The following is an 18,309-nucleotide window of genomic DNA, read 5'->3' on the forward strand; positions in this document are numbered from 1 at the left end:
CGCAGCCCGTACCACTTCTCCCCACCCCGGGACGCCACGCCCACGCTGCGACCATCCCACCCCCCGCCGGACCGTCCCGCCCCCCCCCGGAACGTCCTCCCCCCCCCCGGAACGTCATCCCGCCCCCCGGAACGTCATTCCCGCCCCCCGGAACGTCATTCCCGCCCCCCGGAACGTCATTCCCGCGAAAGCGGGAATCCAGGGGTGGGGAGAGGGGCGGAACGGGTGCATTCCCCGCCTTACCCCGCCTGGATTCCCGCTTTCGCGGGAATGACGTTCCGGGGGGCGGGTATGACGTTCCGGGGGGCGAACTGGAAACGGCGCCCGTTACGCCTTGCCGCCCAGGAGGCTGCGGGCGTTCTCGCGCAGGCGCCGCAACGCCCGAGGATCATTGCTGTCGTAGTAGCCGCGGATCTCGCCGTCGCGGTCCACCAGCACGAAGCGGGAGCTGTGGAACACCACCGGGTCGGGGGTGGCGCCGTCCACGGGGGCGGCGCTCAGGCGGAAGCCGTCCTGGATGATGCGGCGGATCTGCTCCACGTCGCCGGTAAGGAACAGCCAGCGGTCCGGGTCGGCCCCGTACCGGTCCGCGTAGGCGGACAGCAGGGCCGTGGAATCGGTCAGCGGATCGACGGTGATGGAAACCGAGCGGAGGTCGGCGTGGCCCTTCAGGTCGGCTTGCAGCGCGGCCATGGAACGGCTCTGCAGCGGACAGGTGTCCTGGCATGTGGTGTAGATGAAGTCGGCGATCCACACGCGCCCGCGCAGGTCCCCGGCCGATACGGGCCTGCCGCTACGCTCCACCAGCGAGAAGTCCGGCGCCGTACCGTAGCGCCCCAACTCCTCAAGTGCGGGTTGCCGGGGCATCGCCGGAGGGGTGCGGAGCTGCTGCACGACGAGCCCCGCGAGGACGACGAACAGCACGGACCCGACGGTCACCTGGATGGCGAAGCGCCGTTGCGTCATGGCGTGAACCTCGGAGCCGGCAAGCGGACCGGACGGCTATGCGGGCGGAATCTTCTGGAGCAGCCGGCCATCTTCGTATAGCTCGTAACCCTTGATGAGCAGCTCGTAGCCGCGTCCGGGATGATCGCTCAAGTCGAGCAGCTCCAGGTCCAGCACCACCACCGTGGTCGCGCCCGGCTTGACCTCGAAACCGAGGCGGATGGGTTTCACGGCGTTCTTGACCTGTCCCGGCGCGCCGGTCTTCGCGAGAACGGCACGGATTTCGGCCACCTGAAGGTCGACGGCCGCGAAACGGCGCGGCGCAAGCGCTCCGCGGTACACCGTGGCGGCGGCCTTCCCGTCCTTGTACCGGGTCAGGTCCATGCTCTCCAATTGCGGCGCCAGCTCCACCCATCCCGGATCGGAGGAGCGCAAGCGCGCATTGGGCGCCAGACGCAGCTTCCCCAGGTGCAAATCCACGCTGCGGAAGTCGTCGATGGCGTTGCGGTGGTCCTTGACGCGCACCTCCAGGGTGCCCTGAGCCTGTGCTTGTACCTGTCCCGGCGCCGCCGTCCCGCCGTTCTCGCCGGGGAACTTGTCGCGCGGATAGAACTGGTAGGTCATGTGGAACTCACCGTGCTCGCGCGCCGTGTCGTAGTCCACGCGGAACACGAGCGGAAGCTCCTTCTCCTGGCCGGGTTCCAGGACCTGCCGCAGAAAGCAGAAACACTGGATGATGTCGAGGTACTTGGCCGCCGCTTCCTTGGGCGTGTCCACGTGGCGCGCCTTGGCGGTGACGGGACGGTCCGACAGATTGCGCGCGCGGTAGGCGGCGTGCAGGGTTTCCCCAGGCTGCGCCAGCACCATCTGCTGCACCGGCTCGAAGGCCCAGGGGAGCCCTTCCTTGACCTCGGCGTGGAAGAACACCCGCACCGCCTCGCTCCAGTTCCGGAAAACCGTCCAGCGGCCGTCCTCCTTCAGAAGCTCCAGCGACTCTTCCCCGCTGACCACCGGCAGGCTGCCGGCGCGCGCCATTTCGGCCACCGCGTCGAGGATTCGCCGGCGCTGCTCCGGCGTCAGCCGGTTCAGCTCGTCGGGGTCGAACCCGGCGAAGAGCGTGTTCAGCTCGGGGGAATTGGCGTCCGGGAGACGGATGTCGAAACGGACCGTGGCGCTGTCGCCGCGGGTCGTGAAGGAGAGGGGTCCCACCTTGATCCGCTCCGCCAGCCCGCGCGCCAGCTCCGCGGCCGCGCCCGTGAAGGAGGGGTTCTCGCGCAGGTAGTCCGCCGCGCTCTTGGCCCCCTTGTCGTGCTCCGAGACGTGCCGGTAAGCCTCGGCGTAGTCCTGGGCGTAAATCGCCTTGAGATAGCGCGACACCAGGTCGCGCGCCGCGCCGGCGTCCGCCTGAGCCGCCGCCGAGCCCACCCAGAGCAGGACAGCCACGGCGGCGGCGGCCAACCCGCCAATCTGGGTCCGGGGACATTTCTTGTACCTACGGAAGTCCATAACCGCCTTCACGATCAAGTTCTTCAATTAAAGCATGATCCGGCGCCGAGTGCTGCCCCGGGACGTCTTTCCGCGGCGGAAGTCGTGCCGAGACTACGCTGGGTTACAAGATGGCCCCGCCGCCACGAGTCGTCATTCCCGCGAAAGCGGGAATCCAGGGGTGGCGAGGCGGGGAAACGCCCCTGTAGTGCCCCACCACCGCCCCTGGATTCCCGCTTCCGCGGGAATGACGACTCGAGCGGGCTCTGCTTCATCAGTCTTGACACGGCCTGTTTCGCGGGAATGACGTTTCGTGGTGTCCCTGCCTCACGAGTCGTGGCCCGGGCTCGCAGGGCCAAGCCGGGGCCTACCGGCTCCCCCGGAGCCAGCGCCGGCCGCCGATCACGAAGAAGACCAGCGCGAAGGTGAGCACGATCATCGCCCCGGAGGAGATGTCGATGAAGTAGCTGAGGTACATGCCCGTGGCGGCGCAGACGGCGCCGATGACCGGGGTGATGAGGAGCAGGGTCTGGAACCGCTGGGTCAGGTACCGCCCGATGACGGGCGGGATCACCACCGCCGCCGACACCAGGGTGACGCCCAGAATGCGCGTGGACGCCACGATGGTCACCGCCAGCAACAGGATGAAGATCAGCTCGGTGCGGTTGGTGGAGATGCCGTAGACCGGCGCCACCTCCGGGTCGAAGGTCGAGAACAGGAGCTGGTGGCGGATGACGATCATGACGAAGGCCACCGCGGCGGCGGTGAGGGCGATGACCCAGAGGTCCGTCGCGGTGATGCCCAGCAGGTTGCCGAACAGCGCCGCCTCGAAGTCGAGGGTGAAGCGCCGGTAGGTGGACACCACCGCCACGCCCAGGGCGAAGCTCGACGTGGTCACCACGCCGATGGCCGCGTCGGCGCCCACCAGCCGCCGGTGACTGATGAGGTGTATGAGCACCGCGCTCACCAGCGCCCACACGCCCGCGCCGATGAAGAAGTTGACGCCGACGATGGTGCTCAGCACCGCGCCGCCGAAGAGCGCGTGGGCCAGCCCGTGGCCGATGTAGCTCATGCGCCGGAGCACCACGTAGACGCCGACGTAGCCGCACACCGCCCCGACGATGACCGAGGCGATCATGCCGTTGCGGAAGAATTCGTAGGCGAAGGGTTCGAGGAGCACGGGACCCATGGAGGTGTCAGCGTCCGTTGGGAGAGTGGGGCCGTTCGCCCACCATGATCATGTCGCCGTGCTGGAGCACCACCATCTCACCCTTGTAGGTCTCGCCCAGCACCTGAGGGTTGAAGACCGCCTGGGGGTCCCCTTCGGCGATGACGTGCCCGTTCAGGCACACCACCCAGGGCAGGTGCGCCGCCACCCAGTTGAGGTCGTGGCTGGTGATGAGGATGGCCACGCCCGAGTGGTTGATCTCGTGGAGGAAATGGACCACCTCGTCGCGCGAGCGGATGTCCAGGCCCGAGGTGGGCTCGTCCAGCAGGATCAGCTCCGGTTCGCCCAGCAGCGCCCGGGCGATGAACGCCGCCTGCTGCTGCCCGCCGGAAAGCTCCCGGATCTGCCGCTGCCGCAGCTCCAGCAGGTTCAGCCGCTCCAGGATCTCGTGCGCGCGGTCGCGTTCCTCCGCGCTGGTGCCGCGGAACCAGCGCCGTTGCCGGGACAGCCCCAGCAACACCACCTCCTCCACCGTGATGGGGAAGCTCAGGTCGATCTGCTCCAGTTGCGGCACGTAGCCCACGGATGCCAGCGACGAGCCGTTGGCCGCTACCCCGTTGACCATCACCCGCCCTTGGCGGGGCCGGATGTGCCCCAGGATGGTGCGCAAGAGCGTCGTCTTGCCCCCGCCGTTGGGCCCCACCACCGCCAGGAACTGCGCCGCCCACAGCTTCAGGTTCACGTCGGCGATGCCCAACGTCTGCCGGTAGCCGCTGGACACGTCCACCAGCTCCACGATGGGCCGCCCATGCTCGCTCCACTCGCGCCCCGCCGCATGCCGGTGCCCATGCAGCCGGCCGTGCACGTGATGGACTCTGTCGGTGTGCTTTTCGGTGGTCACGGTTCGTTGCGCGCCCTCAGATCTTGTACAGCCGCTTGGGATTCTCCGACAGGATCTTGCGCTTCGACTCCGCGGAGACGTCCTCGCGGGCGAAGAAGGCGGGGAGGTCGTCGAAGAACTCGGCGCGCGGGCGTTCGTGGGGGTAGTCGGAGGGCCACACGAGCTTTTCGTCGCCGAGGAGCTGGAGGAAGAAGGGCAGGGTCCGTTCCTCGATCTCGAAGGAGAAGTAGACGTTGGGGTCCATGAGGTACTCGCTGGGCTTGCGCTTGAGGTCGGCGGCGCCCTTGCGCTCGAACTGTTCGTCGAGAACGTCCATCAAGTAGGGCACCCAGCCGCAGCCGGCCTCCAGGTAGGCCACCCGCAGGTTCGGGTAGCGGTCGAACACCCCTTGGGAGATCATGCTGGTGGCGTGGCTCATGAGCGGTACGACGTGCTTGAGCGAGCGGACCTCGCGGTATGTGCGCAGCGGGTCGGCGAAGTTGTGCGCGCCGACGAAGCCCCCGTGGATCGCCACCATGGTGTCCAGCTCGTTGGCGGTGGCGAAGATGGGGTCGAACTCGGGGTTGCCGTAGGCCATCAAGGGCGACGAGATGGACGGCAGGATGGCGCCGACGAAGCCCAGCTCGCCGACGCAGCGGCGCAGCTCGGCCACGCAGGCGCCGACGTCGTGCACCGGCAGCAGCGCGACCCCGAGCAACCGCTCGCTCTGTCGCAGGAACTTGTCGTGCAGCCAGTCGTTGTACGCCCGCGCCAGGTCCACCGACCACTCCACCCGCCGCACCATGCCCACGGCCGCGGCGTTGCTGGGGTACAGCACGGTGGCGCTGATGCCGGCCTCGTCCAGGAAACTCAGCCACATGGCCGCGTCCGGCACGTCCTGCTTGTGCGGGTCCACCACTCCGAAGGCCCATGAATCCTGCGGAAACAGCGAGTAATCGCGGTTCCCCGGAATGCGCCGGAACCGCTCCGGCAGGTACTGGGCCATCTCCCTGTCCGGCTCCACCACATGGCCGTCGCCGTCGATGATGGGGTAGTCCACGTTGATCATCGGAAACCGTCCTTTCGTGTGCTGGTTCCGCCCTGCGGCTCCGTCAGCCCGCGCCATGCTGATTCCCGCCTCCCAGGGTCATTCGTGCGCCCTGCCCCATTTCCGCCCGTCCCCCGGAGCGTCAACCACCGCCCGTCCCCGGAACGTCAACCACCGCCCGTCCCCCGGAGCGTCAACCACCGCCCGTCCCCCCGGAACGTCAACCACCGCCCGTCCCCCCGGAGCGTCAACCACCGCCCGTCCTCCGGAACGTCAACCACCGCCCGCCCCCCGGAACGTCATTCCCGCCCGTCCCCCCGGAACGTCATTCCCGCGAAAGCGGGAATCCAGGGGTGGGGAGGTGGGGAATACGTCCGGTTGCGCCTCCCCACCCCTGGATTCCCGCTTTCGCGGGAATGACGTTCCGGGGGGACGGCGGCGGGCGAAAGGAGGCACGCTGGTTCGGGGCAAAAGTACCACTATTCGCCACGAAGTACCATTTTCGCGTGCGGGCTACCGCTGATATGGCGTGCGGGCTACCGCTGATGTGGCGCGTGGGCTACCGCTGATATGGCGTGCGGGTTACCGCTGATGTGGCGCGTGGGCTACCGCTGATGTGGCGCGTGGGTTACCGCTGACATCGCTGTCCCCTACCGGTATTTCGCGTGATGCCCGGCCACCGGCACCGGGTCCACGGTGTCGAGGGCGTCGGCGGTGCCGCCCAGGGCGGTGACGATGGTGCGGATGTTGGCAAGCATCATGCCGGTGTAGGAGTGGACGGGGTCGCCGGCCTCGCCGGGGAGGTCGTCGTCCCGCAGCTCGTCGATGAATTGCGTCTCCGCCTCGCGGGCGATCTGGCGCAGCACCGGGCTGGGGAAGACCTCGGAGCCGAACACGGCGGGCACCCGCTCGCGGTTCAACTGGTCGATGAGCCGGGCCACCTCGCGCGGGCTCGGCTCGGCGAAGCTCGAGGGTTGCACCGCGCCGATGACGGCGAAGCCGTAGCGCTTGGCGAAGTAGGGCCACGAGTCGTGGTAGGTGAGGAGCCGGCGGTTGCGCTCCGGCACGGTGGCCACGGCCGCGGCGATGGCCTTGTGGAGGGCTTCGAGCTGCGCGAGGTAGCGCTCGGCGTTGGCCTCGTACACGGCGCGGCCCGCCGGGTCGGCCGCGATCAGGGCGTCACGCACCAGGCGCGCGTAGCTCATCACGTGCACGGGATCGGGCCACAGGTGCGGGTTGGGATGGCCCTGGTCACTGGGGAAGCTGAAGTCGAAGACGTAGTCCTGCTCGGCCAGGGTGCGGTCGGCCAGCATCAGGATGGGCGTTTTCGCCCGCTTGTTGGCCTGCGCCAGCTTCAGCGTGGGGATCTCCAGGTGAAGGCCGTTCAGGATGATGAGGTCCGCCCGGGCCATGGTGCGGGCGTCGGACGGCACCGGCCGGAACGTGTGGGAGTTCACTCCCTCCGGGACGATGCCGGTGACCTCGGCCCGGTCTCCGGCGATGTTTTCCACGATGCTGGTGATCGGCGCCACGGTGGTGACCACTCGCGGGGAGGCGGCGGCGAGCGCGGCGGGAAGCGCCAGGAGCATGGCCATGAGCAGCGCGAAAGCGGCTGTGGCAAAACGTGGTCCGGACGAGAATTGGCGCCAACCCCCCGATTCGTCATTCCCGCGGAAGCTTGCCCTCGACCCCGATCGGGGGCGGGAATCCAGGGGTGGGTGTGGCACTGCAGCGGCGTTTCCCCGCCCTCGCCACCCCTGGATTCCCGCTTTCGCGGGAATGACGAATCGCTGCCTCATCAGTTTTGACACAATCATTCTATCCTCCCGCCACCCGCGCTGGCTCGGCGGCGCTCACAAGCTGGGTCATGACCAGGTTGGCGTAGAGGCCGTTGGCGCGGAGCAGGTCGTCGTGGGTGCCCTGCTCGGCGATGGCGCCGGAGTCCATCACGACGATGCGGTCGGCGTCGCGGATGGTGGACAGGCGGTGGGCGATGACCAGGGTGGTGCGGCCCTGGACGAGCTCGGCCAGGGCCTGCTGGATCAGCTCTTCGTTGATGGCGTCGAGGTGCGAGGTGGCCTCGTCCAGGATCAGCACGGGGGCGTCCTTGAGCAAGGCGCGGGCGATGGCGATGCGCTGCCGCTGGCCGCCGGAGAGCTGCACGCCGCGCTCCCCCGCCACGGTGTCGTAGCCCTCGGGCAGGCGCGCGACGAAGTTGTGGATGTGCGCCAGGCGCGCGGCCTCTTCCACTTCTTCCTGGGAGGCCTCGGGGCGGCCCAGCCGCAGGTTGTCGCGCAGCGTGGTGTTGAAGAGATAGGTGTCCTGGGAAACCAGGGAGATCTGCTCCCGCAGGTGGTCCAGGGTGAAGTCCCGCAGGTCCCGGTGCGCCAGGGTCACGGCGCCGCCGGCCGGGTCCCAGAAGCGCAGCAGCAGGTGCGCGCAGGTGCTCTTGCCCGCGCCGGACGGCCCCACCAGCGCCACGGTCTGGCCCGCTTCCACGTCCAGGCACACGTCCCGCAGCGCGAGGCCGTTGCCGGCGCGGTAGCCGAAGCTCACGTGGTCGAAGCGGATGGCCGGCGGCGTGTGGCCGTTGGCCGCGAGCACGGGCACGCCGGCGCCGTCCCGCACGGGCACCGGCTCGTCCTTGACGGTGAACACGCGCCGCCCGGACTCCAGCGTCTCCATCAGCTCCTTGAAGGTGCGCGCGATGTCGGTGATGGGGCCGAAGGCCAGGAGCGCCAGCACGCTGGCCAGCGGCAGGAGCGCCCGCTCCATCTGGAGCTGGCCCACCAGGTACACGCCGGTGCCCAGCACCGCCAGGGCGCCGATGCCGGTCACCGCCTCGTTCACGCTCGCCTGCACCGCCTGGTCCCGGTGGAACGCGAGCTGCGTCCGGGCGAGCTTCAGGCTGTTGGCCAGCACCGAGGCGAGCTGGCGCTTCTCGTGCCCGAAGGCGACCACCTCGCGCATGCCCTGGATGCTGTCCACCAGGTGGGCGTTGAGCTGGCCCAGCTCCCGGCGCACCGCGCCCCCCAGCCGGTCCGAGCGCTTCTGCGCCATGAACGGCGACAGCGCCAGCAGCACCAGGAAGGGTGACAGCGCCAGCATCAGCGGCCACGCCACCAGGCCCAGCACGGTGAGGATGCCCACCGGCACCACCACGGCGATGAAGGCCGGGGAGATGGTGTGGGCGAAGAACAGCTCCACGGTCTCTACGTCGCCGCCTGCGATGCTCACCAGGTCGCCGGAGCGGCGCCGGGACAGGTAGGCGGGCGCCAGCGGGTCCAGGGTGTCGTAGAAGTCGACGCGCATCTCGGCCAGGAGCTGGTACGCGAGGTCGTGGGGCAGCCAGCAGTCGGCCCAGGACAGCACCGACGCCAGGGTCACCACCGCCCCCAACACGATCAGGTGGAAGGTGATGCTCTCGCCCTGGATGAGCTGCCCCACCAGCAGCGCGCTGGCCGCGCCCGCGGCCACCACCGACGCCTGGAACAGCACCCCGGCCGAGAACGACACCGCCACCTTGTGCAGGAACGGGCGCACCAGCGCCGCCAGGCGGCGCAGCACGGTGAAGGCGGAAAGCGGCGCCGCGGCGCGCGCGGACCCGGCCGCTGGGGCCGCCGCGGGTTCGGCCGCCACCGCGTCCGCTTCCTCGGCGGGCGCCTCCAGTTCCTCCAGCGCCCCGGCGTCGCCCGCATGGGCCTGGGCCGCCATGAGCCGGGCGTAGGTGCCGCCGCCCGCCAGGAGCTCGGCGTGGCCGCCGGTCTCCGCCACCTGCCCGCGCTCCACTACGAGGATGCGGTCGGCGTGGATGACGCTCGACAGGCGGTGCGCGATGATCAAGGTCGTGCGCCCCTCCATAAGCTTGCGCAGGGCCTCGTTGATCACCGCCTCGCTCTGGGCGTCCACGCTGGACAGGGCCTCGTCGAGCACCAGGATGGGCGCGTCCTTGAGGATCGCCCGGGCGATGGCGATGCGCTGGCGCTCGCCCCCGGAAAGGCGCGCGCCGCGCTCGCCCACCACCGTGTCGTAGCCCTGGGGCAGCCCGGCGATGAAGTCGTGGATGTTGGCCGCCCGCGCCGCCGCCTCGATCTCTTCCCGCGTTGCCTCGGGCCGGGCCATGCGCAGGTTGTCGGCGATGGTGCCGTAGAACAGGTACATGTCCTGCGCCACCACCGCGATGTGCCGGCGCAGCACGTGCAACGGGATGGCGCGGACGTCGCGCCCGCCCAGGAGCACGCGGCCCTGTTGCGGGTCGCCGAAGCGCAGCATCAGGTTCACCAGCGTGGACTTGCCGGCGCCGCTGGGACCCACCACGCCGAGCTTCTCGCCGGGACGGAGATCGAAGGAGACGCCCCGCAGCGCGGGCCGGCCGCCTTCCCGGTACGCGAAGTTCACGTCCTCGAAACGGACCGCGGGCGTGAACGCCGTTTCGGTGGCGGCCTCCGCGGGCTCGGGCTCGCGCACCGTCACCGGCGCCTCCAGCAGCTTGAAGATCCCTTCGGCCGAGGCCATGGCGTCGATGCCCTGGTGGTAGAGGATCATCAGCTCGCGCATGGGGCGGAAGATCTCCGCGCCCATGAGCAGGATGACGATGAGCGAACGCAGCTCCAGCTCGCCCGCGCTCACCTTGAGGGCGCCCCAGCCCAGGGCACAGGCGGTGCCGCCGAGGATGCCGAAGGTGGTGATGCCCACCGACACCATGTTCACCGCCAGCACCCCCATGGTGGTGCGGTAGAGATGGCGCGCGCGTTCCGCCAGGCGCGCGCCCTGGGCGCGGCTCCGGCCGAAGATCTTGAGGGTGGCGATGCCCTGGATGCTGTCCAGGAAATCGGCGCTGAAGGCGCCGTAGGAGGTGCGCCGGCGCCGGCTGGTCTCCTCGTTGTAGACCATGAACAGGGGCGTGGTCACCAGCGTGATCAGCGCGAAGACCACGAAGATGACCCCGATGACCACGTCGAAGGACGCCATGAGGAAGAAGATCAGCACCGGCGCCACCGCCGCCACCACCATCTGCGGCAGGAACTGGCCGTAGAAGACCTGGAGCCGCTCGACCCCTTCGCCCAGCGACAGCAGCACGTCGCCGGTGCGCTCCTGGTTGAAGTGGCCGGGGCCCAGGTCGAGGGCGTGCCCGTAGAGCTTGCCGTGGAGCGTGTTCTTCACCCGGGCCGCGGTCTCCTGGCTCACCACGTCGCGCAGGTACTGGAACAGCGCGCGCAACGCGATGAAGCCCGCCACGGCTCCCAGGTAGGGGACCAAGGACGAGAACGGCTGCCCGGTGAGGACGCCGGCGATGACCAGCCCGGAGAACGCCAGCCGCGAGATGCCCGCGGCCACGGCGCACAGGCCGAGCACGACGGCGGCGGCGATGCGCGCGCGCACGCCGCGGGTGTGGGTCAGCAGTCGCCGGTCGAGGTACATGAGGTCATCCGTCTCCGTTTCTGGAAATTAGAAGGTCGCCGCCGGGAATACAAGGCCGGCCAGGGTCGGTGCAAAGACCAGCCAGCGTATCGCCGGTGTGCACAGGTGACTACTGTGACGGCTATGGGCAAAAGAAAAAATTAGATCAAACGAACTTTTCCTCTTGCATTGCAGGGACATTTGGACTATGGAGGCCGGAACATCTCGTGAAGGGAGACCTAATCGATGGCAGGAAGACAGTTAGCGAACAGGGTGCTGGTGTCCTTGGCGGCGATCGTTGGCCTTTCCATGGGTGTCGCGGCAACCGCCGTGGCGGACGGCGAGGTCAACATCTACTCCTACCGGCAGCCGTTCCTCATCAAGCCGATGCTGAATGCCTTCACTAATCAGACCGGTATCAAGACCAATGTGGTGTTCGCGCCCAAGGGGATGATCGAACGCCTCAAGCGCGAGGGCAGGAACAGCCCCGCCGACATGATCCTGACCGTGGACATCGGGCGGATCAACGACGCCGTGGAAGCGGACGTGTTGCAGCCGGTGAAGTCGAAGAAGCTCTTGGCGAACATTCCGTCGCACGACCGGGACCCGTCGGGCCTGTGGTACGCGCTCACGAGGCGCGCCCGCGTCGTCTACGCCTCCAGGGAACGCGTGAAGCCCGGCGACCTCTCCACCTACGAGGCCCTGGTCGATCCCAAGTGGAAGGGCCGCATCTGCATCCGTTCGTCGCAGCACGTCTACAACGTGGCCCTGCTCGCCTCCCTGGTGGCGCACCACGGCGAGGCCAAGGCGGAGGAATGGGCGCAGGGACTGAAAGCGAACCTGGCGCGCAAGCCTCAGGGCAACGACCGCGCGCAGGTCAAGGCCGTCTTCGCGGGCGAATGCGACCTGGCCCTCGGCAACACCTACTACATGGGCAAGATGCTCACCAACGAGAAGCAGATCGCGTGGGCAGAGTCCGTGTTCGTCTTCTTCCCCAACCAGAACGGCCGCGGCGCGCACATGAACATCAGCGGCGTCGGGGTCACCAAGCATGCGCCGCGGAAGGAGAACGCCGTCAAGCTGCTGGAATTCCTCAGCGACGACCTGGCCCAGAAGATGTACGCGGAGCAGAACTTCGAGTATCCCGTCAAGCCCGGCGTACCCTGGTCCGGTTTGGTGGAGTCGTGGGGCAGGTTCAAGGCGGACGACATCGACATGACCAAGGTCGCCAAGAACCGCGCCACGGCCATCCGGATCTTCGACCGCGTCGGCATTCCGTAGAAACCAACTCTCCGCGCCGAAGCGCAGGGCCGGTGACACGGGGAGCGTTCGAGCGCGTGACCGGCCCGCGCTCCCTGTAGTCCTTACGGTGCGACACCTGGAGGAATACGAAGAGCCCGCCCGCGGGCATTGCCTTTCAATACAGGCCCTACTCCGCTAGCGTGATGGACCACGAAACGCACCACGGCCGGGTCCGGGCAGCAGTGCCCCGCGGTCGAGGGGCGAAACCCTTTGACGGAGGAGGCAAACACATGAAAGGCGACCCCAGAGTCCTCAAGGCGCTTAACGATGTTCTGCGGAAAGAACTCACCGGGATCAACCAGTACTTCATGCATTCGCGCATGTGCCGGAACTGGGGCTACCAAGTCCTGGACGACGCCATTTTCAAGGAATCCATCGAGGAGATGCAGCACGCGGATCGCATCATCAACCGTATCCTGGTGCTGGACGGCGTTCCCAACGTCGCCGGTTACGACAAGATCAACGTGGGGAAGACCGTCAGGGAGCAGTTCGAGAACGACCACGGCCTGGAAGAGGAGGCCATCAAGGTGCTGCAGGAGAGCATCGCGACATGCCAGGAACAGGCGGACCACGTGAGCCGCGAGCTGTTGGAGCAGATTCTCGCGGACGAGGAAAATCACGCGGACTGGATCGAATCGCAACTCCGTCTGATGGAGGAGGTCGGCCAGGAGAACTATCTGGCGCAACAGATCTACAATACCGGGGGCGGCGGAGGCGCGGCCTGAGGAGGATGCCGCGCAAAGGGTTCCCCCATGGCACGGGCTCCGCAACGTTGCCGGTTGCGGCCGGATCATGGTACGCAAGACGCAGCCATTAGGCGGCTGCGTTCACGGGCGCGGCGGTCGTCGTTGACAGGGTGGGATCATCGTGGCCGAAAAGCGTTCGGAAGCGACCGAAGACTACCTCAAGGCCATCTACAGCCTTGCGGAGGAGAACGATCAGGTCATCGCCGCGCGCGTGGCGGAAGACATCGGCGTGACGCCGTCGACCATGTTCAGCGCCCTGCGGCGGCTCGAGAAGGAAGAGTTCGTGCGCGTGGAGCGGCGCAAGAACATCTACCTGACCTCCAAGGGCCGCGATGTGGCCGAAGCCATCCTGCGCCGGCACTTTCTCACCGAACGGCTGCTGACGGACCTGCTGGGCCTCGACTGGGTCACGGCGCACCAGGAAGCGCACCACCTGGAGCACGCCATCTCGCCGGTGGTGGAGGAGCGCCTGGCCGCGATCCTCGACAATCCCTCCACCTGTCCCCACGGCAACCCCATCCCCGTGAAGGGAGAGGCTTCGCCGCGGCGCCAGTGGATTCCCTTGAACACGGCGGAGGCGGGCGGCGCGGTCATCTTCCGGTGCATCACCGAGACCGGAGAGCGCGACGCGCATCTGCTCTCGTTCCTGTACGACCACAACGTGCGTCCCGGCGCCAAGATCGACATCCTCGACGTCTCGCCGTCCCTCGGCACCATCAGTCTGCGGGTGGGCGAGGACGAGGTCGTCATCGGCCTGGAGGCGGCCAAGAAGATCTTCGTGCAGTGACCGGAGCGTGGACATTCGCATCGCCATCACGCCCACGCCCATGACCATCACGGGCACGGCGACGGTGCGGACGGTCACGGACATCACGACACCAATCCGGAGACGGCTCCCGAGCCGCCGTGCGCCGTTCGGTGTAGTCGTGCGCCGCATGGCGCTTACGTGCGCCGCACCGTCACTTCCTTCCGTCATTCCCGCGGAAGCGGCTGTGTCAAGAACCCACACGAACAGGGGATGGCACAGCCACCCCGAATCGTCATTCCCGCGAAAGCGGGAATCCAGGAGTGGCGAGGTGGGGAGTACGCCCGTATCGCCCCTCCCCACCCCTGGATTCCCGCTTCCGCGGGAATGACGATTCGGGGGGCGGGAGGGTTCCGGCACTTCCTGCGCTTCGGCTGCGACATCTGCCACAACACGCCGCTCTTCTCCGACGACGAGTTCCACCCTCCAGCCCACCGATGCGGAAATGCGTGAGCTCATCGCCTTCCTGGGCTCCCTCAACTCGGACTACGGTTCGGAGTGGACACGGGATCCGGGCGCCGTCCCGCGCTGATGGCCCAGGGCCCTCGCCCGGATGGTTCAGGGAGACCGGACCAAGGTCGACGCCCGTTGGACCCGTGCAATCAGTTGTTTCCTTTCGTTGGCAAGGGCTCGGAAGTCGCATTCGACCTGAATCCCGTGCCAGAACTCGTCGGATTGCCCGAAAAAAGCCCCGAAACGGATGGACATGGCGGGTGTGATTGAGCGTTTGCCGTGAACGATCTCGTTGATCGCCCTTGGAGAAACACCGATGGCGCGGGCCATGGCATTCTGGGATATGCTCATGGGCTTGAGGTAATCCTCGAGCAGGATCTCACCGGGCGTAATGGAATCGCGCATGAGTATTGCGTATAACGTTATGGGGGTGTTGTCAATGGTAGTCCACAATACGGACTTGTTCGGGTCCGTTCCCCGTCCAACGAAAAACAATACGCCACTGGTCATTGATGCGTATGGAATGAAAGCCCGTCAGGTCGCCCTGAAGCGCTTCCAGTTGGTTGCCGGGCGGGACGGCCAAGTCACCAAGGGTCTGTGCATGGTTCATTTGAACCAGTTTCCGTAGCGCCACACGCGCGATAGCGGCGAAGCGCCGGCTTTTTTCTGAATAGAACAGTGTCGCAGTGTCCTTGTCGGCGAAGGATTGGATCATGAAACCGCAGCCCTCCAGCCGATGATGGTACGCAACAACGGTACCATCAGGGTGCCGGAACCGACCGGACGACTGGGGTTGAGCTACTCCCGACAAGTGTTCTCACGGCGTAGCGGCGGCGGCCGTGGCCACGCCGCCGGCGACCACCGCCATCCAGCACAGCCGCCGGAGCCCGATGCGGTCTCCCAGCCAGATCCGCGCGGCGACCGCGGTGACGGCGGCGAAGCACGAAAAACCGATGGCCGCCCCGACCCGTTCGCCGCCGGCGGAACCGGTCAGGAACAGGCCCAGGGCGCCCGTTTCCAAAACCGCCTGCAACAACACGAGGGGCCACGTCGTGCCGTGCGGCCAGGCCAGCGGGCCGCGCCGCCGCTGGAGCGCCATGAAGCCCAGTGAGCCCGCCAGAGCGAAGGCGCGGTTCAGGTAGACCGCCGGAACCGTGCCCAGCACCGCGCCAGCCTCCTGTGCGAGAAACATGCGCAGCGCCACCGACACGGCGGCGCCAAGCCCCAGAAGCGCGGTCACGCGCAGCCAGGCGCGGTCGTAGCGCTCCTTCCCCGGCCGCTCGGGCTTGGCCAGCATCGCCACGCCGCCGAAAACCGTCAACGCCGCGACTCCGTGCAGCCAGTGATAAGGATGGCCGGCCAGCACGTTCAGCGCCACGAGCATCACCGTGAAGCTCGATGTGGCCGGGGACGCCACCGTCACTGGTCCCCGCACCAGCGCGCGGAAGAGCAGGGCCAGCACCGCGACGTTCAGCAGGCCGGACACGACCGAGGCGCCCCACCCCCACGCGTTCCATGCCGGCCACCCGCCGCCCGCCGCGAACCAGATCGTCATGACGGCGAACGGAGGGATCATGATGAGCGCGATGAGCACGGACAGGGAGACGCGGCTCGCCGTCACCCGCGCCACGCAATCGGAAACGCCGATCAGGCCGGCGCCGCACAACCCCCAGACCAGTCCGCTCATGACATGTCTCCGTCTCCGCCTCTGCGCGTTGCCCTCGCTCCTCCACGTTCCTTTCAGAGTCTCTCCACGGTGGCAACCGGCGGGCGGAGCGGACTCGAAATGTCCACGAGACTGTGGTACGGCTCAGACAGCAAGTGCCTGTCCCGCGACGGGACCCCCAGGCGCGAATGAGCGCGGCACAAAGCACCCGAAACAAGGGACAAGGAGAACTGAATGCAACCGGTAACCGACATGCGGAGCTACCTCGAGCGATTGGACGCCATGGGCGAGATCAAGCACATCGAGGGGGCGGACCTCGACACGGACGTGGGGGCGCTCACCGAGCACATGGGGGACATCGAGTCGCAGGCGCTGCTGTTCGACGGCTTCGCGGGGTTTCCCAAGGGATTCCGCATCATCTCGAACCTGTTCCGCACCTGTCCGCGCTCGGCGGTGGCCATGGGCCTGCCCACGGACGTGAAGGGGGTGGACTTCCTTCACGCCTGGCGCAAGCGCGCGCTGGAGTTCCAGCCGCTGCCCTACGAGCAGGTGGAAGGCGGGCCGGTGTTCGACAACCAGATGGAAGAGGATGAGGTGGACCTGACCCGGTTCCCCACGCCCATGTGGCACGACCTCGACGGCGGGCGCTACATCGGCACGGGCTGCGGCATCATCACCAAGGACCCGGAGTCCGGCGGCATCAACATCGGCACCTACCGGGTGATGATCCAGGAGAAGAACAAGGTCTCGGTGAAGATGAACAAGGGCAAGCACGGGCGCCTGGCCATGGAGCGCGCCCACGCGCGCGGCGAAGCCCTGCCCGTGGCCATCACCCTGGGACAGGAGCCCAGCGTGATGCTGGCTTCGCAGATGCCGCTGCCGCCGTCGGTGAACGAGTACGAGTTCGCCGGCTGGATACAGGGCGCCCCCATCCCGGTGGTGCGCGGCGCCGTCACCGGCCTCCCCATCCCGGCCAACGGCGAGGTGGTGCTGGAAGGCGAGATCCCGCCGTTGCCGCCGGAGCAGTTGCCCAAGGAGGGGCCGTTCGGCGAGTGGCCCGGCTACTACACCGAGGCCACCGAGGGCGACGTGCCGCTCATGACCGTCAAGCGCGTCTACTACCGCGACGACCCCATCATCCTGGGCGCCCCGCCGGTGCGGCCGCCCAACAGCTATCTGCCCATCCCCCTGGGCGCCATCACCCTGTGGGAGCAGTTGGAGAAGGCCGGCATCCCGGACGTGAAGGGGGTGTGGGGCTTCGTCTACGGCGGGCAGCCCGGTCCGTTCACGGTCATCTCCATCAAGCAGCGCTACACCGGCCACGCCAAGCAGGCGCTGCTGGTGGCCGCCGGAGCCCGCGCCGGCGCCTACGGCGGCAAGATGGTGGTGGTGGTGGACGACGACGTGGACATCACCAACCCCGGCGAGGTCATCTGGGCCATGTCCACCCGCTGCGACCCGCGCGAGGGCATCGACATCGTGAAGAACGTATGGGCCTCGGTGTGCGAGCCGGTGATCTCCCCCACGGACCGGGACACCAAGGGCTACGTCACCGACCGCGTGCTCATCGACGCCTGCCGCCCGTACCAGTGGATCGACCGCTTCCCGCCGGTGAACGCGTTCGACGCCCAGTACAAGCAGGACATCGCCAAGAAGTGGGGCGTCTAGGAGCCAACCCCCGAGTCGTCATTCCCGCGAAAGCGGGAATCCAGGCGGGGTGATGGGGATGGAGCGCATGAAGGCTATTCTTTGCAGGGCGTTGACGGCCGCGGCGCTGGCTTTCTCGGTCCTGCTGGCGCCGGCCACGGAGGCGCCGGCCCACAAGTCCGTCCTCAAGGTCGAGTTCGCGGAACGGCGCGAGCTCAACATCCTCATCGACGACTTCGCCCTCACCGACCAGAACGGCGAGCGCGTGGAGTTCGGAAAGCTCCGGGGCAAGCCGGTGGTCGTCAACTTCATGTACACGTCGTGCCCGGACGTGTGTCCGCTGCTGACGGCGAGCCTCAAGATCCTGCGCGACCACATGAAGCCGGCGGAGGCCCGGGACATCCGATTCCTGTCCATCACCACGGATCCCGAGGTGGATACGCCCAAGGTGCTCAAGGCCTACAGCGGGCGGCACAAGGCGGACGCGCCGAACTGGTCGTGGCTCACGGGCGACGCGCGGGAGCTGGCGCCGGTGTGGCAGGGCTTCGGCGTGAGCGTGGAGCGCATCGCCAAGGGACTCATCGAGCACACCACGCTGACGGTGGTGGCGGACGCCAAGGGGTACATGCGCTTCGCCTACTTCGGCTCCGCGCCGGACCCGGACATGCTGCTCAAGGATCTGCGGGCGCTGGCGACGGAACCCGCCGCCTGACGGTCCAGCTTCCCCAACCCCTCCGAAACGCGTCCTCCACGGCTGTCATGAT

15 protein-coding genes are annotated in these 18,309 nt (G+C 67.8%); 5 read left to right on the forward strand and 10 right to left on the reverse strand.

The window, feature by feature from the left end:
- Positions 1–327 precede the first annotated feature (327 nt).
- From OXF11_09355 to OXF11_09385, 7 genes are all read right to left on the reverse strand, one after another.
- Positions 328–966, reverse strand: coding sequence for an SCO family protein (locus tag OXF11_09355; GenBank protein MCY4487306.1), 639 nt, complete (start codon positions 964–966; stop codon positions 328–330).
- Positions 967–1,002: 36 nt separating this feature from the next.
- Complete coding sequence (locus OXF11_09360; GenBank protein MCY4487307.1) at positions 1,003–2,451, reverse strand: cytochrome c oxidase assembly protein; 1,449 nt, start codon at positions 2,449–2,451, stop codon at positions 1,003–1,005.
- 346 nt (positions 2,452–2,797) lie between these two features.
- Positions 2,798–3,619: a metal ABC transporter permease gene (locus OXF11_09365; protein MCY4487308.1), complete on the reverse strand. Its 822-nt coding sequence runs from the start codon at positions 3,617–3,619 to the stop codon at positions 2,798–2,800.
- Between the two features lie 7 nt (positions 3,620–3,626).
- Positions 3,627–4,499 (reverse strand): metal ABC transporter ATP-binding protein, encoded by an 873-nt coding sequence (locus tag OXF11_09370; GenBank protein ID MCY4487309.1) that lies wholly within the window; start codon positions 4,497–4,499, stop codon positions 3,627–3,629.
- Between the two features lie 16 nt (positions 4,500–4,515).
- Entirely contained in the window at positions 4,516–5,547 is a 1,032-nt protein-coding gene (locus tag OXF11_09375) for an amidohydrolase family protein (GenBank protein ID MCY4487310.1), read from the reverse strand.
- Positions 5,548–6,176: 629 nt separating this feature from the next.
- Positions 6,177–7,121, reverse strand: coding sequence for a metal ABC transporter substrate-binding protein (locus OXF11_09380; GenBank protein MCY4487311.1), 945 nt, complete (start codon positions 7,119–7,121; stop codon positions 6,177–6,179).
- A gap of 223 nt (positions 7,122–7,344) precedes the next feature.
- A complete protein-coding gene (locus OXF11_09385) occupies positions 7,345–10,947 on the reverse strand; it encodes an ABC transporter ATP-binding protein (GenBank protein MCY4487312.1) in 3,603 nt (1,200 codons plus the stop codon).
- A 225-nt stretch (positions 10,948–11,172) separates the two neighbouring features.
- On the opposite strand from OXF11_09385, the gene OXF11_09390 reads away from it, so the two are divergent.
- The 3 genes from OXF11_09390 to OXF11_09400 all read left to right on the forward strand — a co-directional run bounded on the left by OXF11_09390 (position 11,173) and on the right by OXF11_09400 (position 13,761).
- Positions 11,173–12,207: a Fe(3+) ABC transporter substrate-binding protein gene (locus OXF11_09390; protein ID MCY4487313.1), complete on the forward strand. Its 1,035-nt coding sequence runs from the start codon at positions 11,173–11,175 to the stop codon at positions 12,205–12,207.
- A 251-nt stretch (positions 12,208–12,458) separates the two neighbouring features.
- Positions 12,459–12,953, forward strand: coding sequence for a bacterioferritin (gene bfr, locus OXF11_09395; GenBank protein MCY4487314.1), 495 nt, complete (start codon positions 12,459–12,461; stop codon positions 12,951–12,953).
- Between the two features lie 142 nt (positions 12,954–13,095).
- Positions 13,096–13,761 carry a metal-dependent transcriptional regulator gene (locus OXF11_09400; protein ID MCY4487315.1) on the forward strand — a complete coding sequence of 222 codons (666 nt, stop codon included), beginning with the start codon at positions 13,096–13,098 and terminating at the stop codon, positions 13,759–13,761.
- 576 nt (positions 13,762–14,337) lie between these two features.
- Here the strand turns inward: OXF11_09400 and OXF11_09405 are convergent.
- From OXF11_09405 to OXF11_09415, 3 genes are all read right to left on the reverse strand, one after another.
- Entirely contained in the window at positions 14,338–14,637 is a 300-nt protein-coding gene (locus tag OXF11_09405) for a HigA family addiction module antitoxin (protein MCY4487316.1), read from the reverse strand.
- A 31-nt stretch (positions 14,638–14,668) separates the two neighbouring features.
- Positions 14,669–14,947: a type II toxin-antitoxin system RelE/ParE family toxin gene (locus tag OXF11_09410; protein MCY4487317.1), complete on the reverse strand. Its 279-nt coding sequence runs from the start codon at positions 14,945–14,947 to the stop codon at positions 14,669–14,671.
- Positions 14,948–15,049: 102 nt separating this feature from the next.
- Positions 15,050–15,919 (reverse strand): hypothetical protein, encoded by an 870-nt coding sequence (locus OXF11_09415; GenBank protein ID MCY4487318.1) that lies wholly within the window; start codon positions 15,917–15,919, stop codon positions 15,050–15,052.
- Between the two features lie 213 nt (positions 15,920–16,132).
- On the opposite strand from OXF11_09415, the gene OXF11_09420 reads away from it, so the two are divergent.
- Both OXF11_09420 and OXF11_09425 read left to right on the forward strand, forming a co-directional pair.
- Positions 16,133–17,566, forward strand: a complete 1,434-nt coding sequence (locus OXF11_09420; protein ID MCY4487319.1) for a UbiD family decarboxylase — start codon at positions 16,133–16,135, stop codon at positions 17,564–17,566.
- Positions 17,567–17,633: 67 nt separating this feature from the next.
- A complete protein-coding gene (locus tag OXF11_09425) occupies positions 17,634–18,257 on the forward strand; it encodes an SCO family protein (protein ID MCY4487320.1) in 624 nt (207 codons plus the stop codon).
- Positions 18,258–18,309 lie beyond the last annotated feature (52 nt).

The sequence above is a fragment of the Deltaproteobacteria bacterium genome, from assembly GCA_026712905.1.
GTDB lineage: Bacteria > Desulfobacterota > Binatia > UBA9968 > JAJDTQ01 > JAJDTQ01.